Source organism: Pararhizobium polonicum, from assembly GCF_001687365.1.
Lineage (GTDB): Bacteria > Pseudomonadota > Alphaproteobacteria > Rhizobiales > Rhizobiaceae > Pararhizobium > Pararhizobium polonicum.
Map to the genome: position 1 here is coordinate 152,809 of NZ_LGLV01000012.1, position 26,516 is coordinate 179,324.

Annotated in this window: 25 protein-coding genes; 15 read left to right on the forward strand and 10 right to left on the reverse strand. The window is 60.3% G+C overall.

Translation table 11 applies throughout. The annotated features are described in order from the left end of the window. Positions 1-6: 6 nt before the first annotated feature. The 6 genes from ADU59_RS19510 to ADU59_RS19535 all read left to right on the forward strand — a co-directional run bounded on the left by ADU59_RS19510 (position 7) and on the right by ADU59_RS19535 (position 6,908). Positions 7-243 carry a hypothetical protein gene (locus ADU59_RS19510; protein WP_068955817.1) on the forward strand — a complete coding sequence of 79 codons (237 nt, stop codon included), beginning with the start codon at positions 7-9 and terminating at the stop codon, positions 241-243. 137 nt (positions 244-380) lie between these two features. Beyond that, positions 381-2,258, forward strand: a complete 1,878-nt coding sequence (locus tag ADU59_RS19515) for a sensor histidine kinase (protein ID WP_099050883.1) — start codon at positions 381-383, stop codon at positions 2,256-2,258. Further along, positions 2,255-3,610 (forward strand): sigma-54-dependent transcriptional regulator, encoded by a 1,356-nt coding sequence (locus ADU59_RS19520; protein WP_068955818.1) that lies wholly within the window; start codon positions 2,255-2,257, stop codon positions 3,608-3,610. Before ADU59_RS19515 ends, ADU59_RS19520 begins: the two co-directional genes overlap by 4 nt. 204 nt (positions 3,611-3,814) lie before the next feature. Then, entirely contained in the window at positions 3,815-4,798 is a 984-nt protein-coding gene (locus ADU59_RS19525) for a tripartite tricarboxylate transporter substrate-binding protein (RefSeq protein ID WP_068955819.1), read from the forward strand. A 133-nt stretch (positions 4,799-4,931) separates the two neighbouring features. After that, positions 4,932-5,393, forward strand: a complete 462-nt coding sequence (locus tag ADU59_RS19530; protein ID WP_068955923.1) for a tripartite tricarboxylate transporter TctB family protein — start codon at positions 4,932-4,934, stop codon at positions 5,391-5,393. A gap of 9 nt (positions 5,394-5,402) precedes the next feature. Then, the gene (locus ADU59_RS19535; RefSeq protein ID WP_068955820.1) at positions 5,403-6,908 is read left to right on the forward strand and encodes a tripartite tricarboxylate transporter permease; all 1,506 of its coding nucleotides are present in this window, start codon (positions 5,403-5,405) and stop codon (positions 6,906-6,908) included. Positions 6,909-7,164: 256 nt separating this feature from the next. Here the strand turns inward: ADU59_RS19535 and ADU59_RS30690 are convergent, their stop codons facing one another. Then, positions 7,165-7,335 carry a hypothetical protein gene (locus tag ADU59_RS30690; RefSeq protein ID WP_158515739.1) on the reverse strand — a complete coding sequence of 57 codons (171 nt, stop codon included), beginning with the start codon at positions 7,333-7,335 and terminating at the stop codon, positions 7,165-7,167. Positions 7,336-7,532: 197 nt separating this feature from the next. On the opposite strand from ADU59_RS30690, the gene ADU59_RS19545 reads away from it, so the two are divergent. Together ADU59_RS19545 and ADU59_RS19550 are read left to right on the forward strand one after the other, a co-directional pair. After that, positions 7,533-7,739 carry a hypothetical protein gene (locus ADU59_RS19545; protein ID WP_068955822.1) on the forward strand — a complete coding sequence of 69 codons (207 nt, stop codon included), beginning with the start codon at positions 7,533-7,535 and terminating at the stop codon, positions 7,737-7,739. Between the two features lie 179 nt (positions 7,740-7,918). Continuing rightward, complete coding sequence (locus ADU59_RS19550) at positions 7,919-8,125, forward strand: hypothetical protein (protein WP_068955823.1); 207 nt, start codon at positions 7,919-7,921, stop codon at positions 8,123-8,125. A gap of 223 nt (positions 8,126-8,348) precedes the next feature. On the opposite strand, the gene ADU59_RS30695 is transcribed toward ADU59_RS19550, so the two are convergent. After that, entirely contained in the window at positions 8,349-8,507 is a 159-nt protein-coding gene (locus ADU59_RS30695) for a hypothetical protein (RefSeq protein WP_158515740.1), read from the reverse strand. A gap of 80 nt (positions 8,508-8,587) precedes the next feature. Between ADU59_RS30695 and ADU59_RS19555 the strand changes: the two genes are divergently transcribed. Continuing rightward, positions 8,588-9,595: a GlxA family transcriptional regulator gene (locus ADU59_RS19555; protein WP_068955824.1), complete on the forward strand. Its 1,008-nt coding sequence runs from the start codon at positions 8,588-8,590 to the stop codon at positions 9,593-9,595. 58 nt (positions 9,596-9,653) lie between these two features. Here the strand turns inward: ADU59_RS19555 and ADU59_RS19560 are convergent, their stop codons facing one another. The 7 genes from ADU59_RS19560 to ADU59_RS19590 form a co-directional block, all read right to left on the reverse strand. Continuing rightward, positions 9,654-10,898 (reverse strand): GGDEF domain-containing response regulator, encoded by a 1,245-nt coding sequence (locus tag ADU59_RS19560; RefSeq protein ID WP_083198350.1) that lies wholly within the window; start codon positions 10,896-10,898, stop codon positions 9,654-9,656. A 339-nt stretch (positions 10,899-11,237) separates the two neighbouring features. Continuing rightward, positions 11,238-12,071, reverse strand: coding sequence for a response regulator (locus ADU59_RS19565; RefSeq protein ID WP_068955826.1), 834 nt, complete (start codon positions 12,069-12,071; stop codon positions 11,238-11,240). 200 nt (positions 12,072-12,271) lie between these two features. Continuing rightward, a complete protein-coding gene (locus ADU59_RS19570; protein ID WP_068955827.1) occupies positions 12,272-12,535 on the reverse strand; it encodes a hypothetical protein in 264 nt (87 codons plus the stop codon). A 301-nt stretch (positions 12,536-12,836) separates the two neighbouring features. Further along, positions 12,837-15,398: a GcvT family protein gene (locus ADU59_RS19575; RefSeq protein WP_068955828.1), complete on the reverse strand. Its 2,562-nt coding sequence runs from the start codon at positions 15,396-15,398 to the stop codon at positions 12,837-12,839. A 154-nt stretch (positions 15,399-15,552) separates the two neighbouring features. Continuing rightward, positions 15,553-18,123, reverse strand: a complete 2,571-nt coding sequence (locus ADU59_RS19580; RefSeq protein WP_068955829.1) for a mechanosensitive ion channel family protein — start codon at positions 18,121-18,123, stop codon at positions 15,553-15,555. A gap of 148 nt (positions 18,124-18,271) precedes the next feature. Then, positions 18,272-18,832, reverse strand: a complete 561-nt coding sequence (locus tag ADU59_RS19585) for a DUF924 family protein (RefSeq protein ID WP_068955830.1) — start codon at positions 18,830-18,832, stop codon at positions 18,272-18,274. Between the two features lie 156 nt (positions 18,833-18,988). After that, on the reverse strand, positions 18,989-19,330 hold the full coding sequence (locus tag ADU59_RS19590) for a hypothetical protein (protein WP_139093196.1): 342 nt from the start codon (positions 19,328-19,330) through the stop codon (positions 18,989-18,991). 203 nt (positions 19,331-19,533) lie between these two features. Between ADU59_RS19590 and ADU59_RS19595 the strand changes: the two genes are divergently transcribed. The 6 genes from ADU59_RS19595 to ADU59_RS19620 all read left to right on the forward strand — a co-directional run bounded on the left by ADU59_RS19595 (position 19,534) and on the right by ADU59_RS19620 (position 26,137). Next, complete coding sequence (locus tag ADU59_RS19595) at positions 19,534-19,809, forward strand: hypothetical protein (RefSeq protein WP_068955832.1); 276 nt, start codon at positions 19,534-19,536, stop codon at positions 19,807-19,809. A 196-nt stretch (positions 19,810-20,005) separates the two neighbouring features. Further along, positions 20,006-21,031, forward strand: coding sequence for a sulfate ABC transporter substrate-binding protein (locus tag ADU59_RS19600; RefSeq protein WP_068955833.1), 1,026 nt, complete (start codon positions 20,006-20,008; stop codon positions 21,029-21,031). Between the two features lie 6 nt (positions 21,032-21,037). Continuing rightward, positions 21,038-21,895, forward strand: coding sequence for a sulfate ABC transporter permease subunit CysT (gene cysT / locus ADU59_RS19605; protein WP_068955834.1), 858 nt, complete (start codon positions 21,038-21,040; stop codon positions 21,893-21,895). Beyond that, positions 21,885-22,775, forward strand: a complete 891-nt coding sequence (cysW, locus tag ADU59_RS19610; RefSeq protein ID WP_068955835.1) for a sulfate ABC transporter permease subunit CysW — start codon at positions 21,885-21,887, stop codon at positions 22,773-22,775. Before cysT ends, cysW begins: the two co-directional genes overlap by 11 nt. A 14-nt stretch (positions 22,776-22,789) precedes the next feature. Continuing rightward, on the forward strand, positions 22,790-23,827 hold the full coding sequence (locus ADU59_RS19615) for a sulfate/molybdate ABC transporter ATP-binding protein (RefSeq protein ID WP_068955836.1): 1,038 nt from the start codon (positions 22,790-22,792) through the stop codon (positions 23,825-23,827). 258 nt (positions 23,828-24,085) lie between these two features. Continuing rightward, entirely contained in the window at positions 24,086-26,137 is a 2,052-nt protein-coding gene (locus tag ADU59_RS19620) for an acyltransferase family protein (RefSeq protein ID WP_068955837.1), read from the forward strand. On the opposite strand, the gene ADU59_RS19625 is transcribed toward ADU59_RS19620, so the two are convergent. Beyond that, positions 26,127-26,366, reverse strand: a complete 240-nt coding sequence (locus tag ADU59_RS19625) for a DUF6894 family protein (RefSeq protein WP_068955838.1) — start codon at positions 26,364-26,366, stop codon at positions 26,127-26,129. The two genes, ADU59_RS19620 and ADU59_RS19625, sit on opposite strands and share 11 nt — an antisense overlap. Positions 26,367-26,516 lie beyond the last annotated feature (150 nt).

Here is a 26,516-nt window from a genome sequence, read left to right on the forward strand (position 1 = left end):
CTTCCCATGTCCCTGCACTATGACACGACGACAGCCCGCAAGGACGTCATTCGGCCGAATGCCGGCGGCTTTTCATTGGCCCTGCGCCAAATGTTTGCACCGCTCGTCCATCAGATAAGCGCGAGGCACCACGCCCGCAAGATTGCCGATGCGCGCAGAGCGACACAGCGGGAGATTTCCGGTCTGCCCGCCAGTCTGCAGCAGGATCTGGCCTTTTCCGATGGCACGATCATCGCCCGTTGAACCGCACGGCAATTGCAGCAAAATCCCAGCGATCGGGCCCGTGAAAAACGGGACCGATCCCGTTGCCGCAAGATCGACTATAGAACGGCCCTTGGAAACGGTGGCATTGGCCTCTAAACTCCCTCCCGACGGCAGCAATGCCACCAGGAGGAAACGAGGGGGGAGCCTTGCAGTCCGTGAGATACCGCCTTGTTGCAGCGATCTGTATTGTCCCTCTCGTTCTCTATGCCGTGATTTTCCAGGGCGGAGCACTGGCGACGCGCAGCTACATGGACGAGGCCTCGCTTCAGGCAAGCTCGGCATTACGGCTGGCTGTCTCGGCGCTCAGTGGCCATCTCAGCCGCTACGAACCCTTGCCGGCGCTGATCTCCGATCATGACGGCATCGAGGACCTGATCGTCCATCCGGATGACCAATCCCTGCGCGACGCGGCAAATATCTACCTCAAGGACATCAACAACCTGCTGGAATCCTCCGACATCTACGTCATGACGCTGGACGGAAACACGATCGCTGCCAGCAACTACGACCAGCCGGCCAGCTTTGTCGGGGAGAATTTCAGCTATCGGCCCTATTTCCAGGAAGCCGCCCGGGGCAACCAGTCGCGCTTCTATGCACTCGGCACCACCTCCCTGAAGCGCGGCTATTATTTCGCCTCGCCGATCACCGTGGGAGACCGCATCCGCGGCGTCATCGTTTTCAAGGTCGATATCGACTCCATCGAAACGTCATGGCGCGGCGGCGAGTACAAGATCTTCGTCTCCGACCCCGAAGGCATCATCTTCATGACCGGCAGCCCGGAATGGCTCTATTCCGGCATCCTGCCCCTCAACAGAGAGCGCCTGCAGAAGACCCACGCATCGCGGCGCTACGCCGAAGCCGTGCTGAAACCGCTGCCGATTGTCCGCAATACGCTCGATGACCATGAGCTGATGACCATCAACACAGCCGACAGCAGGGAATATCTGGTCCTGTCGCACTACATGCCGGAGGCCGACTGGACCGTGAATGTGCTGATGGACACCGCGTCCGTGCGCAGCCAGGCCCGCACCATGATCGTCGCCGTCGTTCTCTTTCTCTGCCTTGCCGGCCTGGCGCTGGCCATTTTCCTGCAGCGCCGCGCCCGGCTTGCGGAGCGCATGCGCATGCAGATCGAGGCCCGCGCCGAACTGGAGCACCGGGTCGAGGAACGCACCGCCGATCTCGCGCTCGTTAACCGGCGCATCGAGGAAGAGATCGCCGAGCGGCGCTTGACCGAGCAGGAATTGCGCAAGACCCAGGCCGACCTGATCCAGGCCGGCAAGCTTGCGGGGCTGGGGCAGATGTCGGCCGCCCTTTCCCACGAACTCAACCAGCCCCTGGCAGCCGCCAAGACCTATGCCGACAGCGCGGCGATGCTGATCGATCTGGAACGCGTGCCGGAGGCCCGCGACAACGTCCGGCGCATCTCCGGCCTGATCGACCGCATGGCCTCCATCAGCCGCCACCTGCGCAACTTCGCCCGCAAGCCCAATGAAAAGCTGGGGCCCGTGGCGCTCGACGCCGTGATCGCCGATACGCTGGAGATCGTCTCGGCGCGCCTGAAAACGGCCGATGCCGATCTCGAGATCGATCTCGGCGGCAAGGCTGGATTGGTCGGGGCCGGATTGGTCAAGGCCGGGTCCGTCCGGTTGCAGCAGGTTCTCGTCAACATCATCACCAATGCAGCGGATGCCATCGAAGGCCTTGCCGACCGGCGCATCCATCTCTCGACGGAATATCACGGCGAAAAAATCATCCTGACGATCAGGGACCATGGCCCCGGCGTGCCCGCCGCGATCACGGACCGCATCTTCGACCCCTTCTTCACCACCAAAGGGGTCGGCAAGGGGCTGGGCCTCGGTCTCTCCATCTCCTACAATATCGTCAAGGATTTCGGCGGCAGTCTCTCCGTCACCAACCATCCGGAGGGCGGCGCCATGTTTCGCATTGAACTTGAAGCGGCGAACGCCACGGCCCGGGAGGCCGCAGAATGAGCGACGCCCGTGTCCTGCTGGTCGATGACGAAGAGGAAATGCGCCGCTCCACCGCGCAGGCGCTGGAACTGTTCGGCCTCGCGGTCGACACGTTTTCGAGCGCCGAGAACATTCTGGAACTGATCGGCTACAGTTTTTCCGGCGTCGTGATCAGCGATATCCGCATGCCCGGCATGGATGGCATGACCCTTTTGCAGCGGATCCGCGAGGTGGATGCCGAAATCCCGGTTATTCTCGTCACCGGCCACGGCGACGTGCAACTGGCCGTCAAGGCGATGCGCGAAGGCGTCTACGACTTTCTCGAAAAGCCGTTTACCGCCCAGCATCTGGCAGCAATCGCCCGCCGGGCGCTCGACCGCCGCAGCCTCGTGCTGGAAAACCGGCGCTTGCGCGCCGTTGCCGGCAAGCGCGACGATATCGAGGCAAGACTGCCGGGACGGACGCAGGCCATGGTCGACCTGCGCTACCGCCTGCGTGCCATCGGCGCCACCGATGCGGACACGCTGATCATCGGCGAGACCGGCGTCGGCAAGGAGGTCGTTGCCCGCGCACTGCACGATATCAGTGCACGCGCCGACCGGCCGCTGATCGCCATCAACTGCGCCGCCCTGCCGGAAAACCTGATCGAGAGCGAACTGTTCGGCCATGAGGCCGGCGCCTTTCCCGGCGCGCTTCGTCCACGCTACGGCAAGTTCGAGCATGGCCGCGGCGGCACTATCCTGCTCGACGAGATCGGTTCCCTGCCCTATGACCTGCAGGCCAAGTTCCTGCGCGTGCTGCAGGAACGGGTGATCACCCGGCTCGGCTCCAACGAGATCGTGCCGCTCGACGTGCGCTTCGTGGCCACCAGCAAGGTCGATCTGGAGGCGGAAGTCGCGGCCGGACGCTTCCGGGCAGATCTCCTGTACCGGCTGAATGTCGCCACCCTGCATGTCCCCACCCTGGCACAGCGAAAGGCCGATATCCCGCTGTTGTTCCTCCAATTGGTGCGGGAGGCGGCGGCCCGCTACGTCCGCAACGACATCGATGTGCCGCCGGAGCTGATCACCGAGATTGCCGAGCGCTCCTGGCCGGGCAATGTCCGCGAACTGCGTAACGCCGCCGACCGGCTCGTGCTCGGCCTCGACACCAAGCCGGATGAGGGACAAGCTTCAGCGGAGCGGCCGCGGCTGGCAGACAAGGTTGCCGCCTATGAACGCGGCATCATCGCCAGCGCGCTTGCCGCCCATGGCGGCGCGCTTCGGCCCGTCTATGAGCTGCTCGGAATATCGCGCAAGACCCTCTACGAGAAAATGCAGAAATACGGGCTTGATAAAAGAATGCCGGTTACGGACGACGACTACGCCCTTTGATCGGCAAACGGGTGGAAATCCACCCATCATTGCGGGCGGATGTTTCCAATCTTACCCATGCTGCATCGCACTCTCTGCGAAAAGCGCTGAGCGCTCCGGCAGAACGGTTGCCCGACGGCTCCCGCACACCACAAATAAAGCATCCAGAATCGGCGCGGGAGGAGCTGCGCCGGCTGGCAACATATTTCATCCGGGAGGACTTCGATGAAAATCCTGAAAGCCATGCTTGGCATGACGGCGCTGGCCGCCATCTCGCTCGTTTCCGTTGCCGCGAACGCTCAGACCTATCCGGACCGCACGATCACCATGGTCGTTCCCTTCTCGGCCGGCGGCCCGACCGATACGGTCGCCCGGCTCGTTGCCGAATCCATGTCGAAGGACCTTGGCCAGCAGATCGTCGTCGAGAACGTCGGTGGCGCCGGCGGATCGCTGGGCGCGGGCCGCGTGGCACAGTCAGATCCGGACGGCTACACAATCCTGCTGCACCATATCGGCATGGCGACATCAGCCACGCTCTACCGCAAGCTCGCCTATGACACGCTGAACGCCTTCGAATATGTCGGTCTCGTCACCGACGTGCCGATGACCATCGTCGCCCGCAAGGATTTCGAACCAACCGACCTCAAGGGCCTGATCGACTACGTCAAGGCCAACAAGGACAAGGTGACCGTCGCCAATGCCGGCATCGGTGCCGCCTCGCATCTTTGCGGCATGATGTTCATGAGCGCCATCGAAACACCGCTCGTCACCGTTCCCTACAAGGGTACGGGCCCGGCCATGACCGACCTGCTCGGCGGCCAGGTCGACATCATGTGCGACCAGACCACCAACACCACCAAACAGATCCTCGGCGGCACGATCAAGGCCTATGCCGTGACCTCACCCGCCCGTCTTCCGGTCCTGCCGGACGTACCGACGGCTGCCGAAGGTGGCCTGGCCGATTTCCAGGTCGGTATCTGGCACGGCGTTTATGCGCCGAAGGGCACGCCGACAGAAGCCACTGAACGCCTGTCGAAGGCGCTTCAGGTGGCGCTCAAGGATCCGAACGTCGTCGCCCGCTTCGCCGAACTCGGCACTGTCCCCTCCTCGGAAGCCGATGCGACGCCTGCCGCCCTCAAGGCCAAGCTCGAAACCGAAATTGCCCGCTGGAAGCCGGTGATCGAAGCGGCCGGCCAGTACGCCGACTGATCCGTCGTTCCCGTCATCGCAAAGGTCTCTTTCGCCTTCCTCTTTCGTCAAGAGGAAGGCGTCTGCCTAATCTCCCTTCGGGCAATTCCGAGGGATGACGGCACCGGAGACCGCTCTGCATCAAGGAGGCATCATGAAATCCCTATCCTTCGATACCACCAACGCGCTCTGCGGCGCGCTTTTCATCGGGCTTGGCGGCTTCTTCGTCTATCAATGCCTCGGGCTTGAACTCGGCACGGCATTCAGGATGGGCCCCGGCTATTTTCCGCTGATGCTCGCGCTCGTCCTGTCGTTGCTCGGCATTATCATTCTGATTCAGTCGACGCGCGTCGAAGGCGAGCCGATCGGGCCGGTTGCCTGGCGCGGCATGCTGTTCATCCTGCCGGCGCCGATCTTCTTCGGGCTGACCGTGCGCGGCCTCGGTTTCGTTCCGTCGCTGTTCTTCACCGCCCTGATCGCCTGCTTTGCATCACAGAAGATGAAGCCGCTGACCGCGATCGTGCTCTCGATCGCACTGACGATCTTTTCGGTCGCCGTGTTCAGCTACGCGCTTGGCCTGCCTTTCCAGCGCTTCGGCCCCTGGGTCAGATTCTAGGACATCACGATGGATCTTATCAGCAATCTCGCACTCGGCTTTTCCACCGCCGCCTCGCCGGAAAACCTTCTGTTCTGCCTGATCGGCGTGCTGCTCGGCACCCTTATCGGCGTTTTGCCCGGCATCGGCGCCACGGCGACCATCGCCATGCTCCTGCCGATCACCTTTCAGCTCGAACCCGTCTCCTCGCTGATCATGCTCGCCGGCATCTACTATGGCGCGCAATATGGCGGCTCGACTACGGCGATCCTGATCAACATGCCCGGAGAATCCTCCTCCGCCGTCACCGCCATCGACGGCTACCAGATGGCCCGCAAAGGGCGGGCCGGAGCGGCACTCTCGATCGCCGCCCTCGGCTCTTTCTTCGCCGGAACCGTCTCGACCTTCCTGGTGGCAATCTTTGCCCTGCCGCTCACCGCGATCGCACTCAAGTTCGGCGCAGCCGAATATTTCTCCCTGATGATCGTCGGCCTCGTCTCGTCCATCGCGCTCGCCCACGGCTCAATCGTCAAGGCGCTGGCCATGGTGGTGTTCGGCCTGCTGCTTGGACTGGTCGGCACCGACATCTATACGGGCACGCCGCGCTTCACCCTCGGCATCCGTGAATATGCCGACGGGCTGAACTTCGTCGCCGTCGCCGTTGGCGTCTTCGGCGTTGCGGAGATCCTGCGCAATCTCGAAGGCGAGAAAACCCGTACCGTGCTGATGGCCAAGGTTAGCGGCCTTTTGCCGACACGTGACGATTTCAAGCAGATGATGTGGCCAGTCATCCGTGGCACGGGTATCGGTTCGGCCCTTGGCATTCTGCCGGGCGGCGGCGCCATTCTTGCCGCTTTCGCCTCCTACACCGTCGAAAAACGCCTCTCCAAGACCCCGGAAGAATTCGGTCACGGAGCAATCGCCGGTGTCGCCGGTCCGGAATCGGCCAACAACGCCGGAGCCCAGACATCCTTCATCCCGCTGCTGACGCTTGGTATCCCCGCCAATCCGGTGATGGCGCTGATGGTCGGCGCGATGATCATCCAGGGCATCGTCCCCGGCCCGAACGTGGCGGTCGAACAGCCGGCGCTGTTCTGGGGCATCATCGCCTCGATGTGGATCGGCAACCTGATGCTGGTCATCCTCAACCTGCCCTTGATCGGGCTCTGGGTAAAGCTGCTCACCATCCCCTATTACGTGCTCTTCCCGATCATCATGGCCTTCTGCGCAATCGGGGTCTACAGCGTCAACTCGAATGTCTACGACCTCTACGCGGTCGCCTTCTTCGGCCTGGCCGGATACCTTCTGGTCAAGTTGCGCTGCGAACCGGCGCCGCTGCTGCTCGGTTTCGTTCTCGGGCCGCTCCTGGAGGAAAACCTGCGCCGGGCCATGATCCTGTCGCGCGGCGATGCGATGACCTTCGTGACACGGCCGATCAGCGCCATCCTGCTCTTGATCGCCCTTGCCGTGCTGGTCGTCGTCTTCCTGCCGACCGTCAAGGCCAAGCGCGAAGCAGTATTCCAGGAAGAAGATTGATTGCAGCGCTCCGGTTCGCTGTCCGGATTCTTGAAATACTCGCGACCATCACCGGTAGATGCAATCTACCGGTGATGGTCGCGAGGTCAGGCAAGGTTGGGGAAATTTGTTTCGTAACGTAAAAATGGCGTCAGCTTGAGAAACAGAAATTTATTCCCGAAGAATAAATTTCCGTCTTTCGATCACCTCCCGAAAATGTCCTAATGAACTAGGCCTTGAACTATCAGTAACGAATATCCATCGGCAGCCGAGAGTATCATGCGGCCTTTGTGTTGCGATTGTCTTTCTCTGTTTTCTTATCTGCGGACCCAGCCGATGCCTCTATCATCGCCATGTTGATAATATAGCTCAACAGAACGTTTCCTTGCTTGTCCGCCAGGAGTTTAGCGGCATTGAGAAGATCAACGATATGTGACTGTTGTTTCATAGGGGCCTCCACCCTCGTCTTTATTGACACCTCATGGTTGACTGCTTTGCCTGCTATTTTCAACTGCGGATAATAACCATTGAAAGTTACCAGTTGAAAGATAACAAAACCCTTGAAATTTTAGGGTATTGCCACAGAAATTCACCGTGCTAAAACAAGAATACATTTGTATTGTATTATAAATCAGAGAGCCACACATGACATCCGATCCAAACTTCAGCGAAGCTCAGCTCAAGCTTTGGATGCGTCGAGTTCAAACCGAGATGTCCAAGGGAACTCCGCCCGAATACACGCTCGATCTGATCAAGGCAGCGATGGAAGCGCAATCGGCCGGTGAATTGCACCTACCGGACGAGACCGAGATTCAGCAAAATCCGCAAAGAAATTCCAGGGAAAGCCGCTGAAACAGCGCAGCTTTTCTACGCTTCAGACAAAGCGTGACACGGCCATCTCAACGCCGGGAAGCATCATGATATTTGATGCAAGAGATCAATTATATTCGTTTGAATGATGAGTCGCCTTGAGGCATTACTCTCTCATGGTCGCGACCTTTTGAATCCTCCCAGTCAAAAGGAACCAGAAAATGGCATTCTTCAGTTCAGAACATACCACCGCCGAGCCAAGGCATTCCTCCTTTGCATCGGCTTTTGTCGGCTTGCGGGCACGTGCTGTTGCATCGTGGCAGCGTCACCGTGCCGAACGGGCTCTGGAAGGCCTGTCCTACGACACCTTGAAGGATATCGGCTTCCCGTCCGCCGACATGGCCAATGATGACACATCGGCCCGATGAACGATCCGGCGCCCGCAACGGCCGGTGACGGTTCGCCGTGTCGAAAAACCGTCAAGAGCGTGTAGAAAGGGCATTTCGGCCATGATTGGCGAAGTGCCCTTTCTGCTTTTGAGGGCCAAGAAATATCCAGCGGGCAACACGTCCACATCGCATAGTCTATTTCCGACACCTCCCGCGCAAGTCCGGCGCGTCGCAAACGACCAATCCTACATCCGGATATACGTCAAAAAACTACGCCGCAGCCTGCGGAAGCAAGACGAAAATGCGACATTTTTGTCGCTTGCAGCAAAAACAATAGGCACTTTCTGACGATATTGCCGCTTTTGACAGCAGACCGTCCGATGTCGCTAATATTTATTTCTTTCCAGTCGCTGGCGTCCATGCCAATGTCGCATTCAGGCAAGCTCGATGCCGCTTTTCCACGTGAAAAATGCGACATCCGCGGCGCATGGGACCCCTTCAATGAACAAGCCACTGACCAGCAAAAAGCGATCTCTCGTTTTCTTTCTCGTGCCGAACTTTTCCCTGCTGCCGTTTTCCGCGGCCATCGAAACGCTTCGTATCGCCAACCGCATGCTGGGCTACGAGGCCTATACCTGGCGTCTGTCCTCGACGGACGGTACGCAGGTGCTGTCGTCGAGCGGTATCGGACTGGAGGTCAACACTTCCCTGGCCGACGAGCGCAAGTTTCTCGGTGGTGAGAACCGTCCGTCGATGGTGCTGGTCTGTTCCGGCGTCTATGTCGAGGACTTCAACAACAAGTCCGTCAACGCCTGGCTGCGCGAAGTCTACAATCGCGGCGTCTCGGTCGGCAGTCTCTGTACGGGCGCCCATGTGCTGGCTGCGGCCGGCCTGCTGACGGGCAAGCGCTGTGCGATCCACTGGGAAAACCTGCCGGGTTTCGCCGAAACATTTCCGCAGGTCGATGTCTATGCCGATCTCTACGAGATCGACAGCAATATCTACACCTGCGCCGGCGGCACGGCTTCGCTTGACATGATGCTGAACCTGATCGACCAGGATTTCGGCGAGAATCTCGTCAACCGCGTCTGCGAACAGGCCCTGACGGACCGCGTGCGCGGCCCGCATGACCGCCAGCGCCTGCCGCTTCGCGCCCGCCTCGGCGTGCAGAACGCCAAGGTGCTGTCGATCATCGAGCTGATGGAGGGCAATCTCTCCGAACCGCTGTCGCTTCTGGAAATCGCCGATGGCGCCGGCCTGTCGCGCCGCCAGATCGAGCGCCTGTTCCGCCAGGAGATGGGCCGCTCCCCTGCCCGCTATTATCTGGAAATCCGGCTCGACCGCGCCCGCCACCTGCTTGTGCAGTCGGCCATGCCGGTGGTTGAGGTCGCCGTTGCCTGCGGCTTCGTCTCCGCCTCGCACTTCTCCAAGTGTTATCGCGAACTCTACAACCGCTCGCCACAGCAGGAACGCGCCGAGCGCAAGCTGACGCTGCAGGCTGCACGCTAGTTCAAAGTATCCGGGTCAATTGCAGTGCGGCGACACGATCCTGTCGCCGCTCCCTCTATTACGACGCCATGGACTTGAGCAGGGTCAGTTCAGAGACGATGCGGTTGCGGCCGTCATATTTCGCCATGTAGAGAAACTGGTCGGCGGCGTTGAGGTAATTCTCGAAGGATTCGAGGCTTTCGATCGTGGCAAGCCCGATCGATACGGTGACCGACAGCTGCTCGTCGTCGGCAGTCACCTTTGCCCGAGCGAGATCGAGCCGCAGGGTTTCGCAGAAGTCATTGGCGGCGGCAACGTCGAGCCCGTTGAAGAGCACGCCGAACTCCTCGCCACCCAGGCGGGCGAGCAAATGCTCATCTCCCACCAGCACGCGCAGGCGTGTCGCGACCGCCTTCAGCACGAGATCGCCGACCTCGTGGCCATAGGTGTCGTTCAGCCGCTTGAAATGATCGATGTCGAGGATGGCGATGGACGTCGTTTCGCCCCGGCGCAGGCATTGCTCGACCAGCCGCGGCCCGTACTGGAAGAAATAGCGCCTGTTGTAGATATCGGTAAGATAGTCACGCGCGGCGATCCCGTGCAGCGCCTGGATGCGCTTCTGGATGCTGGCGACCTGAAACACCCGGCTGTTGAATTCTTCCACCAGAAACGGCTTCTGGATAAACTCCGTGCCGCCGCTCTGCAGGAACCGCGCCGCATGCTGGCGGTCGGCGGTTTCAGCGAGCGCAATCACGCTCAATGCATCCTCCCCATGCCGCTGGCGGATTTCGGCAAGCAACGTGTAGGCCGACATATCGGCAAGAGTGACGTCGGTAATCACCAGATCGAACGAATCGCTGGCGTCCAGCAGATGCAGCGCTTCCGCTCCGCCGCCGGCCGCAGTGACATGGAATTGCTGCTGGCGAAGAAGGCCAAGCAGTGCCGCGCGCGACGTCTCGTCGGAATCGACCAGAAGCACATTCGTCCTGACATTGGTCAGCGCCCGGTCGACGACCGAGATCACATGGCTGATGGAATCCGGCTGGCTCTTGATGACACAATCGACGACGTTGCGCGACAGGATGTCCTCGCGCGTTCTGTTGTTGAAGGATCCGGTGAAGACGATGGCGGCAATGTTCTGCGAGATCACATAGTCGAGCGCTTCGCAGTTCGGCGCATCCGGCAGGTTGAGGTCAAGCACCGCCACGGCAAATTCGTCGCCGCCGGCTTCGACCACGCTGCGAAGCGCTGCCAGCGAAGCGCAATGCGTGACATCGAGGCCGTGCGCCGCCTCCAGACCATGTTTCAGGACCGTTGCGAACATGCGGGAATCCTCAACGAGAAGCATTCGTTTGCCCGAATGCTTCTGTATTTGATTTCCCCGCCCCGGTGCTCTGCGAAAGCTCACGTTCCGTCAATCCTGTCGTAAGCCGCAGGCGTTTCCTGTACCGAACGCTGGCTCTCAGATACTGTCATTATGCGGATAACCACCCTGATCGAAACAGAGCGGGACCCCGTTGTTCCCGTCAGTGCATTCAACCGGCTTGCGCTTGCGAATTGGTTAAATCATCACGTCGAATGATTTAGAATTGGTGCCGGAAACACAAAATCGTCACATTTTTCAACCGAATAGATATCTAAATTAGCACGGACAACCACAACCCTATGCCTTTTTTGCAACCTTTGCGCTCAACGTCTGGATTTTGGTCAGCGTGTCGAGATTCTGGTTCACGCGGCAGTAAAACTCTTCATTGACGAAGGGACGCAGCATGAAGTCGTTGCCGCCGGCTTTCAGGAAGCGTGCCGACAAAAGCCGATTGGCTGACGACGAGACGCCGATGATGCGCAACTGATGCGGGCCATAGGCGCTGCGAATGCGGCGGGTCAGTTCGAAGCCGTCGATATCCGGCATGTTGTAGTCGGTGATCACCAGCCCGATGTCAGGATTGGCCTTCAGCAACTCAAGGGCAGCAGCCCCGCTTTCAGCCGAACTGGTGCGAAAATTGTAGCGTTTCAGCTGTGTCGTCAAAAGCGCGCGTGCCGTCGGACTGTCATCGACGATCAGCACGTGATGCTTGTGGTTGGTGAGAAAGCGGCAGACGGATTCGGCCAGCATGTCGACGGCGAAAACGCTGTCCTTGATGACATAATCGACGATATCCTTGGCCAGGATCGTTTCGCGCGTGCTTTCCTGGAAGGTGCCGGTAAAGACGATCGTCGGCACGCTCATGTCGATGAGATAGGACAGCGCCTCGCCGTTCTCGGCACCGGGAAGATTGATGTTGGAGATGGCAAGCGTCGCCGGAAAGGACGCATTCTCGACCGAGAATTGCAGATCGTCATAGTCGCGGCAGACGATCACGTCGATATCGAGAAGTTCCTTGAGCCTCTTGGAGACCATGGCGGAGAAGAGATTGGAATCCTCGGCAAGCACAATACGATGCTGCTGCAAGGATTCACCGGAATAGTACATTCCGGACACGCCGAAAAATGACATTGATCGCCCATCTGAAAAGATTGTCCCCGGGGCCAAGCTACGCAGAAAGGTTTTCGCAGTCGTTAATTGCTTTCTGAAATACGCAACCGCCTTCAACCGGAAAGAGAGGACTGAAATCCGGACCGGATACGAAGTAGCGCGCGCCGGAACTGCGGCATGTCCATCACCGAATCCGCCGTGTCTCGCACAAACGCCGCGCTTTACTTGACGACGGCCGAACCCTTGACGATCTCGATGGTTTCATCGCCCTGCAGACCGATACGGTCGCCGCTCGGCGTCGTGATGAAACAGCCGCTGGGGCAGATCGATTCCGTGCCGCCGGCACTGATCGCCACCTCCATGCGGCTCTCACCTTCGACGACGACAAGCACGGCGGCTTCGCCGTCCCTGTTGGTCACGGTGGCGGACCATGCCGGAAGGGCAACCGCGACAGCCAGAACACATGCACTTGCGAATGTTTTCATTGCCCATCAGCGCACCTGCGCCGCCCCTTTTGGCCCCTCGCGGTTCCGGGCGATATACCCGGACAAGACAAGACGCCTCTTCACCCCGCATCAGACTAACCCACGCCGGAAGAATTGCATGATAAATATTACGGGGCCGCTGAATAGAGGCTGAATGATCTGTGGACCTGACGCACCGGAAGTTTATGACTTCCCTGACGTTACCTTCCACCGACCGGCACCACGAAAAAGCGCGCCGGCCCGGGTTTCGGACAAGCGCGCCAAGGTTGTTGACAGCTGGCCTATCCGGCCAGCTGGAAGATCAGGTCCGCGGCTTCAGGTTCTGCGGATCGTAGAGTGGCTTGTAACCGACGCCAGCAACTTCGACGGGGTAGGCCTCGCCGAAATATTCGACCGTCAGCTTGCGGCCTTCCTGCGCGTGGGACCAGGGCAGATAGGCAAGCGCGATGTTCTTGCCGATGGTCGGGCCGAAGGCGATGGAGGTGGTGTAGGAGCGGCGGCCGAGGCTGTCGATCAGCACCTCGCCGGTTTCCGGGTCCATCACCGGCAACGTGCCGACCGGGTAACGGGCAACACCCTTACTATCGATGTTATCCGTCATGACGAGCGTGCAGAGCATGGCCGGCTGGTGTTCGCGGGCCTTGTACTCCAGATGCTTGGCCTTGCCGCGGAAGTCGGCTTCCTTGACCTTCGGCCGCGCCAGATCGGCTTCGATCAGGTTGTACTGGGTTAGGAGATCGGCATTCTGCAGGCGCAGGCTCTTTTCCATGCGGCGCGAATTGGCGTAGGTTTCGACGCCGAAGGCCATGACGCCGGTCGAGCGCAGCGCATCCCAGACGGCAAGGCCGTCCTCGTATTTCATATGCAGTTCCCAGCCCTGCTCACCGACATAGGAGATGCGGAAGGCGGTGACCGGCTTGCCGCCGATCTCGATCTGCTTGATCGCGGCGAAGGCAAAGTTCTCCGCATCCAGTCCGGCCGGATCGGCAACCACCGTCTTCAGCGTATCGCGGGCATTCGGCCCCCAGATGCCGATGGTGATGAACTTCTCCGACACGTCGGTGATGGTGACGTCGAGACCACGATCCTCCGCGACACGCTTCATGTAGTGGAAGTCACGCGGGCCGGCATCGGCACCGTTGATCAGCCGGCAACGGTCCGCCATGCGGATGACGGTAAAGTCGGCACGCACCATGCCCTCGTCGTCGAGGAAGTGGGTGTAGATGCCCTTGCCGATATTGCCGTCGCCGCCGATCTTGGCCGCGCACAGCCACTCCAGCAGTTCGACATGATCGGGTCCCTCGATGTCCACCATGTGGAAATGAGAGAGATTGACGATGCCGCAATCCTCGCTCATCGCCAGGTGCTCGGCATTGGAGACGCGCCAGAAATGGCGGTTGTCCCATTCGTTCTCCCGCACCGGAACCTGCGCTGCGTATTTTTCCAGGAGGTGTTCGTTGGCAGCGTAGCCGTGGGCACGCTCCCAGCCGCCGAGCTCCATGAAATGACCGCCGAGTTCGACTTCGCGCGCATAGAAGGGCGAGCGTTTGACATTGCGGCTCGAGGCATAGGGCTCGCGCGTGTGCACGGCCGGGAAATAGATCTTCTGTGCGGCCTCGAAGCAGCGGTTTCCGATGAATTCTTCGGTCAGCTGGTGTGGATAGAAGCGCGCATAATCGATGCTGGCATGATCGATCTCGGTACGGCCGTCGGTCAGCCAGTCGGCGATCAGCTTGCCATAGCCCGGACCGTCCTTGACCCAGATGGCGACGCAGTACCAGAGGCCACGCACCTTCTGGCTCTCGCCACAGGACGGGCCGCCGGCCGCGGAGACCTGCAGCAGGCCGTTGAAGGAGTGGCTTTCGTTATAGCCGAGTTCACCGAGGATCGGGGTAAGCTCCATGGCGCGCTCGAGCGGCTCGATAATCTGCTCCATATCGAGGTCGCGCTGCGAGGGTGACAGACGCGCCTCGTGTTTTTCGAGAAGCTCGCGCGGATGGCACATGCGCGGATTGGTGGTTTCGTAATAGCCCCACTCGATCTGGCCGCCCTCGCTGGTCTTCGGATCGCCGGTGTCGCGCATGTAAGCCGAGTTGCCCTGATCGCGCAAAAGCGGATAGCCGATATCCTTGCCGGTGCCTTCGAATTCGTTATACGGACCGAAGAAGGTCAGCGGATGGTCGACCGGCATGACGGGCAGGTCTTCACCCACCATTTCGGCAATCAGACGGCCCCAGAGGCCGGCGCAGACGATGACGTGATCGGCCATGATCGTGCCGCGATGGGTGACGACGCCCTTGATGCGGCCACCCTCGACGATCAGCGACTTGGCTGGTGTATTGGCAAACGCGGTCAGCTTGCCGGACTTTTCGCCCGCATCGACCAGCTTGCCGGCAACGGTCTGCGAGCGCGGAATGACGAGCCCGGCGTCGGGATCGAACATGCCGCCCATCACCTGATCTTCCTCGATCAGCGGGAATTTTTCCTTGATTTCAGCCGGCGAGACATAATGGGCGCGGGTGCCGAACGCCTTGGCCGAAGAAAGCTTGCGCTTGATCTCTTCCATCCAGGTGTCGTCGCCGGTGCGCGCCACTTCCAGACCGCCGATGCGGGCGTAGTGGCCCATCTTCTCGAAGAAATCGATCGAATACTGCGTCGTCCAGACCGACAGATAGTCATGGCTGGTGGTGTAGCAGAAGTCGGAGGCGTGCGCCGTCGAGCCGATGTCGGTCGGGATTCCGGACTTGTCGATGCCGACGATATCGTCCCATCCGCGCTCGATCAGGTGATGAGCGATGGATGCGCCGACGATACCGCCCAGCCCGATAATTACGACCTTCGCCTGTTGAGGAAATTCTGCCATTGCGTGCGACCCTGATTGAATATTGGAGGCGAATTTAGAGATTGCGCCGACAAGAGTAGAGCCTGTCTACGACATTATCATCATGCTGCACGACCAGAGCCGCGCCATCCACGGATTGACACGGCTGACCTTCAGTCGCCGGTTTGCCGAACCGTCATTCCTTGTCGCCCACCGTCTCGACGCTGATCCTGCGGGGCCGACGTTGCGTGCCGCTGCGCTTGAGCGTTTCCTCCGCTGACGGTACGTCCGCAGGCCCAGCCGCTTCGGCCTCCAGCGCGAGGGCATCCGTCTCGGGTCCGGGCGGCGGCGTCTCCGGCTCCAAAGCTTCCATGGGAAACGGAGCGCCAAGCCCCTCGTCCTTGAAGCGCTCGTAGATCGCCAGCCGAAGGTCGTTGCGCACGCCGTTGCCGTTGACGATATCGGCGAGATAAACCCGCAGTTCGAAGGTCATGGTCGCTTCGCCGAAAGCACTGAAGACGGCCTGCGGTTCCGGATTTTTCAGAACCAGCGGATGCGCGGCGGCAATCTGCAGCAGTGTGTCCATCACCTGGCGCGGCGCACTGTCATAGCTGACGGTCACCGGGATATCCGAGCGGCCAAGCTTGTTGCGATGGGTCCAGTTGCCGACCGAAGCGTTGATGAACAGCGAGTTCGGCACCAGAATCGTCTGGCGCTGGAATGTCTCGATCTCGGTTGCGCGAACGGAGATGCGCTTGACGAAGCCTTCCGTCGTCCCCGTCACCACCCAGTCTCCGACCTTGAACGGCCGCTCGACCAGAAGAATGAGCCCGGAGACGAAATTGGAGACGATGTTCTGCAGGCCGAAACCGACGCCGAGGGAAAGCGCACCGGCAACGAGCGCCAGGCTCGAAAGATCAAGACCGGCCGCAGAAATCCCGATCAGACCGGCAAGGCCCATGCCGAGATAGCCGACCCCGGTCTTCACCGAGTTGCGCACACCCGTATCGATACGGCTGCGGGCCATGACGCTGCCATCCAGCCAGCGCTGGAACCAGCGCGTGACCACATAGCCGGCCGCAAACAGCAGGACCCCCGCGAAAATCCCGACAAGGGAGATGGTGATGCTGCCGATTTTGATTTCGGTGAAGATCCGGTAGGCCCAGGCCTCGATATCGGCGATCTGGAAGCCCCATTGCAGCAGGATCAGCGGAATGAAGAACAGGATCACCAGCGCATAGATGCCAAGGCCGGCCGCCAGGCCAGCCTGGTCCAGCGCCACCTGCCCCAGTCCGAAGCGCCGTTCCAGATAACGGCCGACAACGGTGTCGGCGAGCGCATTCTGCTTGGCGACCGCCTTGCCGGTGAGGATGCCGATATACATCGTCACCAGAATGGCGCCGGTCATGACGATCTGCGTGGCAATGAAGCGGGCCAGGCCGACATAGCCCGAGAGCGTCGCGATGATCAGCGCCGCACCGGTGAGAACGAACAGCAGCGAAACCGCCCGTGGCCAGGGTTTGCCCTGACCGTCCAGCGTATCTCCGGCCGGTACGATCGGCTTGATCAGCGACATGACCATCAGGATCAGGCCGATGATGATCGAGGCGATCAGGCTTTTGACGACGGTGAAGACGACCGGTGAGCCCATGACTTCGCTGATCGTGCCGGCGAGGTAATCGAGGCTGTTGACGAGGGTCATGGCGAAGATCGCCAGCACCAGCAGGCGCGCGCCGTGATCGGAAACGCGCACCAGCCGCCAGGCGCTTTGTTTTGGCGCAAAAACGGCATTCGACAGCGTCGAAACAAACAGCAGCGCAACGAAGATGGCCAGCGTGATCGAGACGATCGGCGCAATATCGGGCCGCAGGACGTTGAAGGTCTGAAGGAAAAAGTAGCTGGTGGTCGCAAAGACGGCCATCGCCGTCGTCGGGATCATTGTAGACCAGAACGCCACCGAGAGGCGGGTGATATAGCCCGGCTCCTCGCTCAGGTTTTCACGGTGGATCAGCGGAAAGAAGATCCTGCGTGTCCCGATAAGCAGGACGAGCGCGGCGCAAAGAGAGAGAAACAGCGCCGACAGCAATTGCAGCCGCTTGAAGTTCCACGCAAAGGTCAGCCAGCTGCCGATGGTGCGCGTGAACGCCTGTTGTTCCAGGCTCAGGGCCGCGATCGCATCCAGCACCATCGTCCGGTTGACATCGGTGTGTTTGAGCAGCGTGTTGCTGAACAGCGCACGCCGCGTGGCGGTGATGCCGTTGGACAGCTTGGTTGCCTGAATCGACAGATCCTCGGCCGTTCCCGTTACGGCGTTGATCTCTCCCCGTTCGGCCAGAAGACGCTTGCGCTCCTGGGTAACGACATCGGCTTCCGGCGGTGCGCCCTCCGCCGGCGGGTCTCCCAGCTCAGTCAGACGTGCCTTGATTTCGTCCAGGCGCGGCCGGGTGGCAACCGAGATGGCGATGATCTGCTTGGCGGCGGCATCGACCTCGACCTTCAGTTCGGAAAGACGATTGTCGTCATCCGCCGCCTTCGTCACCAGATCCGCCAGACGCGCAAGGTTTTTACGCGCCGCTTCCAGTTGTTCGGCAGCCTGTGCCTGCGGGCTTGCCACCGCCACGGCTGGCGTCGCGGCCTGCACCGGCGGGCTCGCCACCTCTTCGACCTTCTGCGGATCGGCACTGGCAGCCGGCTGCTGTGCCATGACGGGCACGGAAGCGGCAAACATCCACAAAGACAGAAGGGCGGCAACGAATTTCGACATCATCGGCAATCACATATCCTTTTCCCGGCGGCCGGTGCTGCGAACAGAATCGACGCACGGCGCAAACGGCAGAGCGTTCCATAGGCCGGAGCACCGCCGGATGCAAAATCCGATTTCCGGTCTCTTGCGGTCCGTCAGCCATGCGGCGGCGTCAAAATCCCGAGCCGGGTTGAGACAGAAAAGAGATCTCCGCTGCCGTGGAAACCCGGCCCAGAATCGCGTTGCGATGCGGAAACCGGCCGAACTGCTGGATGATCTCGCAGTGACGTGTGGCAAAATCGAGGTAGCCGGCGTCGCCAAGCGCGGTAAAAAGCCTTACCGAGCGTTCCTGATCGGCGAGGTTTTCCGCATGTTCGAACGGCAGATAAAGGAAGACGCGCTGCTCCGGCGAAAGCCCGGCCTCGGCGCCGGCGTCAAGCGCAAGCCCGGCCTCACGCAGGGCAAGACCATCGGTGGCAAAGGCGAGCGGTGTACCGCGATACATGTTGCGCGGCATCTGGTCGAGCAGGATGATGGCGGCAAGACGGTTCTGCGGCGTTGCCCGCCACTCCGGCGTAATCTCGCGTGCAACCGCCAGATGCGTCAGCCGAAAACGGCGGTCGCACTGGCTGTCGAGCCCCGGCGGCGGTGTGAACCAGTCCTGCGGGTGCAACTCGTCAAACCAGAAGGACAGAATCTCCTCCGGTGTACATATACCGGCAGTATCCGCCATAGTCAGTCGCCTCCATGCCCGTACAAACGCCAGAACGGCGCGGCATCGCTCCTATTGCCCTGATATCAACATAGGAAGCGCCAACGCGGTTTCCATGCCCACGTCCGAACCGCCAACCGATACGGAGGCAACTCTAGCCGCGATCACCCGGATTTTCTACCGCTCGCGCAACAGACCCGGCAAGGCATCGCCATCCGGTCCGTACTGCCGCCGGCCGGTCTCGCACGCAATTTCTGCGTTACCCCGGCGAATGGCGCCTTCCCGCGCATTGGCCATGGCATCGATCAGGTCATAGTCGCGGTTGGATTTTCCGATTTTCTGGCTCTTGGCAATTGTGGTCACCAGAACCGTGTCCATCTGCAGCGCCGGGCACACACGGGCAAAGGCCACGACATCGGCGATCTTTTCCATGACATCCTCGCGCACGTCCGGGGTTGCGGCAAAACCCGTATGCGCCATGGCAAGGAGGAAGAGGGAGGCAAGGCGTTTCCGTTTCATGACATTCAAGTCCTTGTGAAACCTCCCATGGTCATTCTTGCTGATTCGCTGATATTCACAAGACCGGCCGCCGCGGTGATGCAAGCCCGGCGCAAGACGCCTGCCGCAGCGGTTTCGACTGGATAATATCCGCCAAAACGCTATGTCGAAGAAAGAAGGAGCCACAAGGCCCCGCCCCCCAAGGCCCGATAAGGAGTTCGACGATGAAGACGATGATCGTTGCGGCCTTTGCCGCCCTTTTCCTGACATCCTGCGTGGAAACCCCATCCTATAGCGGTCTCGAGCCTATTCCCGGCAGCATCACCTACAATGGCCAGCCCCGGACCAAGCTCAGGAAAGCACCGATCGGCAGCACCCTGCACAACAATTTTTACGGGCCTTACGGGGAGCGAATCGAGGAAACCTACATGGTCATGCCCGATCGGTCGCTCAAGCTTGTCGCCCGCCGGCGCGGATTCATCGGTTTTCCGGGAAACTGACATTCCGCCGAACGGCAGCCTATGGTAGGCTTTGTTTGCGGCAGGGCGACCCCTTGGTGCTGTAGCGTGGCAAATGATTTCAGCATTGCCCCTGCCAAGGGCAGGACTTTCTCCGGCTGATCCGGGAAAGGGAAAGTTCTGCGTTATAATATTCCACCTAGTGAATAGAGTATGCCTGCTAACAACGGAGGTAGACATGCGAGCGAAACAACTCACGAGACTTTTTACGGTGGCACTTCTTGCCTCGAGCATCCAGATCGGCGGACTGGGTTTCGCATTTGCCGATACGACAATCCTCAATGTCTCCTACGATCCGACCCGTGAACTCTACAAGGATTTCAACGCGGCCTTCGCTGAAAAGTGGAAGGCGGATACGGGCGAGACGGTGACGATCCAGGCATCGCATGGGGGATCCGGCAAGCAGGCGCGGGCTGTTATCGACGGGCTGGAAGCCGATGTCGTCACACTCGCGCTGGAGGCCGATATCGACGCGATCGCCAAGGAAACCGGCAAGATCCCGGCGGACTGGAAGACGAAATTCGACAACAACAGCGCTCCTTACACCTCGACCATCGTGTTCCTGGTGCGCAAGGGCAATCCCAAGGGCATCAAGGACTGGGGCGATCTGGTCAAGGACGACATCCAGGTGATCACGCCGAACCCGAAGACCTCGGGCGGTGCGCGCTGGAATTTCCTGGCGGCATGGGCATGGGCCCGAGACGCCAATGGCGGTGACGACGCCAAGGCGCAGGAATACGTCACCCAACTCTTCAAGCATGTTCCGGTCCTCGACACCGGTGCGCGCGGCTCGACGACGACCTTCGTGCAGCGTGGCCTCGGCGACGTTCTGCTGGCCTGGGAAAACGAAGCCTATCTCTCGCTTGAAGAACTCGGCCCGGACAATTTCGACATCATCACCCCGTCGATCTCGATCAAGGCGGAACCGCCGGTTGCTCTGGTGGATGGCAATGTCGACGCCAAGGGCACGCGCAAGGTGGCCGAAGCCTATCTGCAGTATCTGTACTCGGATGTCGGCCAGAAGATCGCGGCGAAACACTACTATCGCCCCTTCAAGCCTGAAGTCGCCGATCCGGAAGACATCAAGCGTTTTGCCGATGTGAAGCTCGTCACTATTGACGAATTCGGCGGATGGAAGGAAGCTCAGCCAAAATATTTTGGGGATGGTGGGCTGTTTGACCAGATCTACAAGCCGGGGCAATAAGACTTTATGACCGAACGCACAGCTTCGCTGTGGCAATTCAGACAGCCGAGCGTCATTCCGGGATTCGGACTGGCGCTCGGCGTTACTTTGTCATGGCTCGTCCTTATCATTCTCATCCCTCTCTCCGGCCTTGCCTGGCGCTCCAGCGCCCTGGGCTGGTCTACCTTCTGGACGCTCGCCACCGATCAGCGCACGGTCAACGCCCTGCGCATCAGTTTCGGCACGGCCTTCGTCGCAGCCCTTGTGAACGTCGTTTTCGGCGTCATTCTCGCCTGGGTGCTCGTGCGTTACCGATTTCCGGGAAAGCGCATCATCGACGCGATGGTCGACCTGCCCTTCGCGCTGCCGACCGCAGTCGCCGGTATCGCGCTGACGACGCTCTACGCACCGAACGGCTGGATCGGCAGCCTGCTGACGCCGCTCGGCATCAAAGTCGCCTTCACGCCGATCGGTATCGTTTTCGCGCTGGTCTTCGTCGGCCTGCCTTTCGTTGTCCGGACCGTACAGCCGATCATGGAAGAGATCGACAAGGAAGTGGAGGAAGCCGCGGCAACGCTGGGTGCGAACCGCTTCCAGACGATCAGCCGAGTCCTGCTGCCGGGCTTGGCTCCTGCGGTTCTGACTGGCTTCGCATTGGCCTTTGCCCGCGGCGTCGGAGAATACGGCTCCGTCATCTTCATTGCCGGCAACCTTCCCTACGTGTCGGAAATCGCGCCCTTGCTGATCGTCATCCGGCTCGAGGAATTCAATTATCCGGCAGCAACCGCCATAGCCGCGATCATGCTTGTCATTTCCTTTGCCATGCTGTTGATCATCAACATGATTCAGGCATGGAGCAGAAAGAGGTACGGCTATGGCGCATGATGGCACAGCTTCACATGCCGGCACTGGAAACACCGAACTGGTCCGGGTCGCCACATCCGAGAGCCGGCTGGCACGCTACTGCCTGATCGGGCTTGCGCTCTGTTTCGTCGCTCTTTTCCTGGTTCTGCCCCTGGCTGCGGTGTTCACCGAAGCCATGCGCAACGGTCCCGGCGAGTTTTTCACCGTCCTGTCCGATCCGGAAACCTTTTCCGCCATCCGGCTGACGCTGATCGTCGCGGCGATTGCCGTTCCGCTCAACCTGGTCTTCGGTGTTGCGGCCGCCTGGGCGATTGCCAAGTTCGAGTTCAAGGGCAAGGCGTTTCTGACCACGCTGATCGATCTGCCCTTCTCGGTTTCGCCGGTCATTTCCGGCCTGGTTTTCATCCTTTTGTTCGGCTCTCACAGCCTGGCCGGTCCCTGGCTGCAGAGCCATGGCATCCAGATCCTGTTTGCCGTGCCGGGTATCGTTCTGGCAACGGTCTTCGTCACCTTCCCCTTCGTCGCCCGCGAACTGATCCCGCTGATGCAGGAACAGGGCACCAGCGACGAGGAGGCAGCCCTGTCGCTGGGTGCCAGCGGCTGGCAGACCTTCTGGCATGTGACGCTGCCCAATATCAAATGGGGCCTGCTCTACGGTGTGCTGCTCTGCAACGCCCGCGCCATGGGCGAGTTCGGCGCGGTCTCGGTGGTTTCGGGCCATATTCGCGGCCTGACCAACACCATGCCGCTGCAGGTGGAAATCCTTTACAACGAATATAATTTCGTTGCCGCCTTCGCGGTCGCAACGCTTCTCGCCCTGCTGGCGCTCGTCACCCTCGTTCTGAAGTCGCTGCTTGAAATGAAGTACAGCGAACAGATCGCCGCCAGCCGCAGGCACTGAAAGGTCAAGTTTACATGGAAGTTCGCGTTCAAAACATACGCAAGGAATTCAGCCGTTTCCCGGCACTCAACGACGTGACGCTCGATATCCGTTCGGGTGAGCTGATTGCCCTTCTCGGTCCTTCCGGCTCCGGCAAGACGACACTGCTGCGCCTGATCGCCGGCCTCGAAAGCCCGACCGACGGCACCGTCTACTTCGGCAACGAAGACGCGTCGCGCAAGACAGTGCAGCAGCGCAATATCGGTTTCGTGTTTCAGCACTACGCCCTGTTCCGTCACATGACCGTGCTCGACAACGTCTCCTTCGGCCTGACGATCCGGCCCGCCGGCCGCCGCCCGTCCAAGGCCGATATCCGCAAGCGCGCGCTCGAACTGCTCGATCTCGTCCAGCTGAGCGGCCTTGAGAAACGCTATCCGGCCCAGCTTTCCGGCGGCCAGCGCCAGCGTGTGGCACTGGCGCGCGCCATGGCGGTGGAACCCAACGTCCTGCTTCTCGACGAGCCCTTCGGCGCGCTCGATGCGCAGGTGCGCAAGGAACTGCGGCGCTGGCTGCGCGAAATCCACGACCGCACCGGCCACACCACCGTCTTCGTGACCCACGACCAGGACGAGGCGCTGGAACTCGCCGACCGCGTCGTCGTCATGAGCAAAGGCAAGATCGAACAGATCGGCACGCCGGACGAAATCTACGACACGCCGAATTCGCCCTTCGTCTTCGGCTTCATCGGCCAGTCGAACATCCTCCCGGTGCGCGTGGAAAACGGCCAGCTCTGGCTTGAGGATCGCCTGATCGGGATCAGCGCGCAGGGTGAACCGGACGGCCACGCGCAGCTCTATTTCCGCCCGCACGATGTCGAGCTGCTCGACGGTTGCGGCGGATGCATTGCCGGCGTCGTCACCGTGACCCGCCGCGTCGCGGGCACGCGTCATGTCGAACTCGACATCGGTGCAACCCACGCCAAGGTCGAGATCGAACTTCCGCCGGAAAAAGTCACCTCCGACCATTCCCGCATCGCCTTCAGGCCGACTCGGTGGAAATTGTTCCGGGACTAGAAAACCGCAATCCGAAAGAGACAAGACAACTGGGGAGCGCTCTCCCCGGTTGGCACGTTAGCACTGGCTACACGCCGATTTCGGTGGTTTACACTGGATGCCGTCACCGATTCGGTGACGGACGAGGTTTAACCGCCTCACCGGAAGCATATGCTCTTGGTTCTTCATTCTTTTCCCAGATACAGGCTTGATCCGCAGCGATAAGCCGTCGCATCCTGCCGGTGCCGCCAGCCTCCTTGGACATCAGCAGGACCCGCCATGAAGTATAGACGCGAAATCGACGGGCTCCGATCCGTGGCCGTGATTCCGGTGGTGCTGTTCCACGCCGGCTTCCAGCTGTTCAGCGGCGGCTTTATCGGCGTCGATATCTTCTTCGTCATCAGCGGATACCTGATCACCTCGATCATCATCGCCGAGCGCGACAAGGACAATTTCTCGCTGCTCAAATTCTACGAGCGCCGTGCCCGCCGCATCCTTCCCGTGCTGTTCTTCGTCCTCCTGTGCTGCCTGCCCTTTGCCTGGGCCTGGATGCTGCCTGGGCAGATGGCCAGTTTCGCCCGCAGCATCATTGCCGTCTGCCTGTTCGGCTCCAATTTCCTGTTCTGGCATGAGAGCGGCGGCTACTTTGCCGCGGCCTCCGAACAGCAGCCGCTGCTGCACACCTGGAGCCTGGCGGTCGAGGAACAGTACTACATGCTGTTTCCGCTCTTCATGATGCTGCTGTGGCGGTTCGGACGGCGGATACTGATCGCAGCCGTCGCCGCCGTCGCTCTGGCAAGCCTGCTGCTGGCGCAATACGGCTCGGTCAATTTCGCCACGGCCAATTTCTACCTGCCGAACACGCGCGCCTGGGAACTGCTGGCAGGCTCGCTCTGCGCTTTCCTGCTTACCGGCGAGCGCCGGTATAAAAGCAATATCCTGTCTCTGGCCGGGCTCGCCGTCATCGTCTTCTCCATCTTCGCCTATGACGATGCCACGCCCTTTCCATCCCTGTATGCCCTCGTTCCGGTGCTTGGCGCCGTGCTGATCATCCTGTTCGCATCCGAAGGAACGGTGACGGCGCAGCTTTTGTCGACGCGGCCGATGGTCGGCATCGGCCTCGTCAGCTACAGCCTCTATCTCTGGCACCAGCCGGTCTTTGCCTTCGCGCGCATCCGCAGCCTCACCGACCCCTCGATGATCCTCATGAGCCTTCTGGCCGTCGCCTGCCTTGGCCTTGCCTATCTGTCCTGGCGGTTCATCGAGACGCCGTTTCGCAAGGGCAGCACCGCCCACCTTCTGCCCACTCCCGCCCGGATCCTGGGCAGCAGCGCCGTCGTGGCAGCGCTGTTCATCAGCATCGGCTTCTATGGTGCTTCGGACAACGGCCTGCAGTTCCGTCTGCCGCCAGACGCCCGGGCTGCTCTTGCCGAACAGGAAAATCGCGACCCCGTCATGGACACCTGCCTGTTCGACAAGGGCGAAACATCCCTGCCGCATCCCGTTCGCGACTGCCTGACCAAACATTCGACCGGCAGCAAGACGATCCTGATCGGCGATTCGCACGCCGCAGCCCTTGCCGGCGAGGCGCTGCGCAGCTTCGATGCCAACAATATCGATCTCTACGTCATGGCGCATTCGGCCTGCGTCGGCTTTTCCGGGTTCTATGTCTCCAATCCCAAATACAAGCTGCGCTGCAATCCCTTCTTCACCGGGATAGAGGATTACATCCGCACGAGCGGCACGCAGACGCTGATCATGGCCAACCGCTGGAGCCTCTACGTCGATGGTTCACCCTTCGACAATGGCGAGGGCGGCGTCGAGCACCTGAAACCCACCTATATCGATCTGTTCGACCGCATCGACGAAGAGGCAAGCCAGAACGATCCGGCACGCAAGGCCCGCGTGCTGAAGCAATATGTCGCCGATATTCAAAAATATCTCGATAGCGGCCACAACGTGGTGCTCGTCTATCCCATCCCGGAAGCCGGATGGAACGTGCCGGAATATGTGGCCAAAAACGCCATGTCCGGCATCACGAACCTCGAATTCAGCACCAGCTATCAACGCTACCAGCAACGAAACCAGGCGGTGATCGCTGCCTTCGACACGATCAGCCATCCCAATCTCTTCCGTGTCCGGCCGGCCGATTTCTTCTGCAACAGCTTCGTCAAGGATCGCTGCGTCAACAGCCTGAATGCCGAAAGGGTGTTTTATTTCGACGACAATCACCTGTCCGATACAGGGGCCCGGCTGGTCGTTCCCGCCCTTCTGGAAGCGGTCGAGGCGATCGCGGCACGAAGCACGGGACTGGCGCCGGTCAAGCCGTAGACCATTGGATCTTCAGCTCCAGTTTCATTCTGACAACCGGCCTGTGGTCGGCGTTCTGCACCTCGATTTCCAGCGCTTCGACAGGGGCTTGCGGCAATCCGTCAAGCGCCATCTCGGCCAGCACGATCTTGGCCTGACGGATGGCTGCGATCAAATCCGGAAACTCAAAGGCATCATCGGCCGGAATTGTGCCGTCATTGTCGATTACCTTGAAATAGAACGCAGTCATGATAATTTTCCTTGTCTGGGAAGAAGGCATGAAAGCGCAAAAGGTTGCCTGACGGAAAAACTTTTCCGGGCGCCGGACGGTGCATCTTAGTGAGCGCATCATGTCTTAGTGAATAGCGCCGTTTCCAAATCGCGCTAAACTGCAGCCATC

Coding starts and splice junctions, on each gene's coding strand:
- ADU59_RS19620 (WP_068955837.1), top strand. CDS start 24,086: ATGAAGTATAGACGCGAAATCGACGGGCTCCGATCCGTGGCCGTGATT.
- ADU59_RS19560 (WP_083198350.1), bottom strand. CDS start 10,898: ATGTTCGCAACGGTCCTGAAACATGGTCTGGAGGCGGCGCACGGCCTC.
- ADU59_RS19590 (WP_139093196.1), bottom strand. CDS start 19,330: ATGAAACGGAAACGCCTTGCCTCCCTCTTCCTCCTTGCCATGGCGCAT.
- cysT (WP_068955834.1), top strand. CDS start 21,038: ATGACCGAACGCACAGCTTCGCTGTGGCAATTCAGACAGCCGAGCGTC.
- ADU59_RS30695 (WP_158515740.1), bottom strand. CDS start 8,507: ATGGACGCCAGCGACTGGAAAGAAATAAATATTAGCGACATCGGACGG.
- ADU59_RS19530 (WP_068955923.1), top strand. CDS start 4,932: ATGAAATCCCTATCCTTCGATACCACCAACGCGCTCTGCGGCGCGCTT.
- ADU59_RS19510 (WP_068955817.1), top strand. CDS start 7: ATGTCCCTGCACTATGACACGACGACAGCCCGCAAGGACGTCATTCGG.
- ADU59_RS19555 (WP_068955824.1), top strand. CDS start 8,588: ATGAACAAGCCACTGACCAGCAAAAAGCGATCTCTCGTTTTCTTTCTC.
- ADU59_RS30690 (WP_158515739.1), bottom strand. CDS start 7,335: ATGAAACAACAGTCACATATCGTTGATCTTCTCAATGCCGCTAAACTC.
- ADU59_RS19550 (WP_068955823.1), top strand. CDS start 7,919: ATGGCATTCTTCAGTTCAGAACATACCACCGCCGAGCCAAGGCATTCC.
- ADU59_RS19520 (WP_068955818.1), top strand. CDS start 2,255: ATGAGCGACGCCCGTGTCCTGCTGGTCGATGACGAAGAGGAAATGCGC.
- cysW (WP_068955835.1), top strand. CDS start 21,885: ATGGCGCATGATGGCACAGCTTCACATGCCGGCACTGGAAACACCGAA.
- ADU59_RS19595 (WP_068955832.1), top strand. CDS start 19,534: ATGAAGACGATGATCGTTGCGGCCTTTGCCGCCCTTTTCCTGACATCC.
- ADU59_RS19615 (WP_068955836.1), top strand. CDS start 22,790: ATGGAAGTTCGCGTTCAAAACATACGCAAGGAATTCAGCCGTTTCCCG.
- ADU59_RS19625 (WP_068955838.1), bottom strand. CDS start 26,366: ATGACTGCGTTCTATTTCAAGGTAATCGACAATGACGGCACAATTCCG.
- ADU59_RS19570 (WP_068955827.1), bottom strand. CDS start 12,535: ATGAAAACATTCGCAAGTGCATGTGTTCTGGCTGTCGCGGTTGCCCTT.
- ADU59_RS19535 (WP_068955820.1), top strand. CDS start 5,403: ATGGATCTTATCAGCAATCTCGCACTCGGCTTTTCCACCGCCGCCTCG.
- ADU59_RS19515 (WP_099050883.1), top strand. CDS start 381: ATGCCACCAGGAGGAAACGAGGGGGGAGCCTTGCAGTCCGTGAGATAC.
- ADU59_RS19565 (WP_068955826.1), bottom strand. CDS start 12,071: ATGTCATTTTTCGGCGTGTCCGGAATGTACTATTCCGGTGAATCCTTG.
- ADU59_RS19525 (WP_068955819.1), top strand. CDS start 3,815: ATGAAAATCCTGAAAGCCATGCTTGGCATGACGGCGCTGGCCGCCATC.
- ADU59_RS19545 (WP_068955822.1), top strand. CDS start 7,533: ATGACATCCGATCCAAACTTCAGCGAAGCTCAGCTCAAGCTTTGGATG.
- ADU59_RS19585 (WP_068955830.1), bottom strand. CDS start 18,832: ATGGCGGATACTGCCGGTATATGTACACCGGAGGAGATTCTGTCCTTC.
- ADU59_RS19600 (WP_068955833.1), top strand. CDS start 20,006: ATGCGAGCGAAACAACTCACGAGACTTTTTACGGTGGCACTTCTTGCC.
- ADU59_RS19575 (WP_068955828.1), bottom strand. CDS start 15,398: ATGGCAGAATTTCCTCAACAGGCGAAGGTCGTAATTATCGGGCTGGGC.
- ADU59_RS19580 (WP_068955829.1), bottom strand. CDS start 18,123: ATGATGTCGAAATTCGTTGCCGCCCTTCTGTCTTTGTGGATGTTTGCC.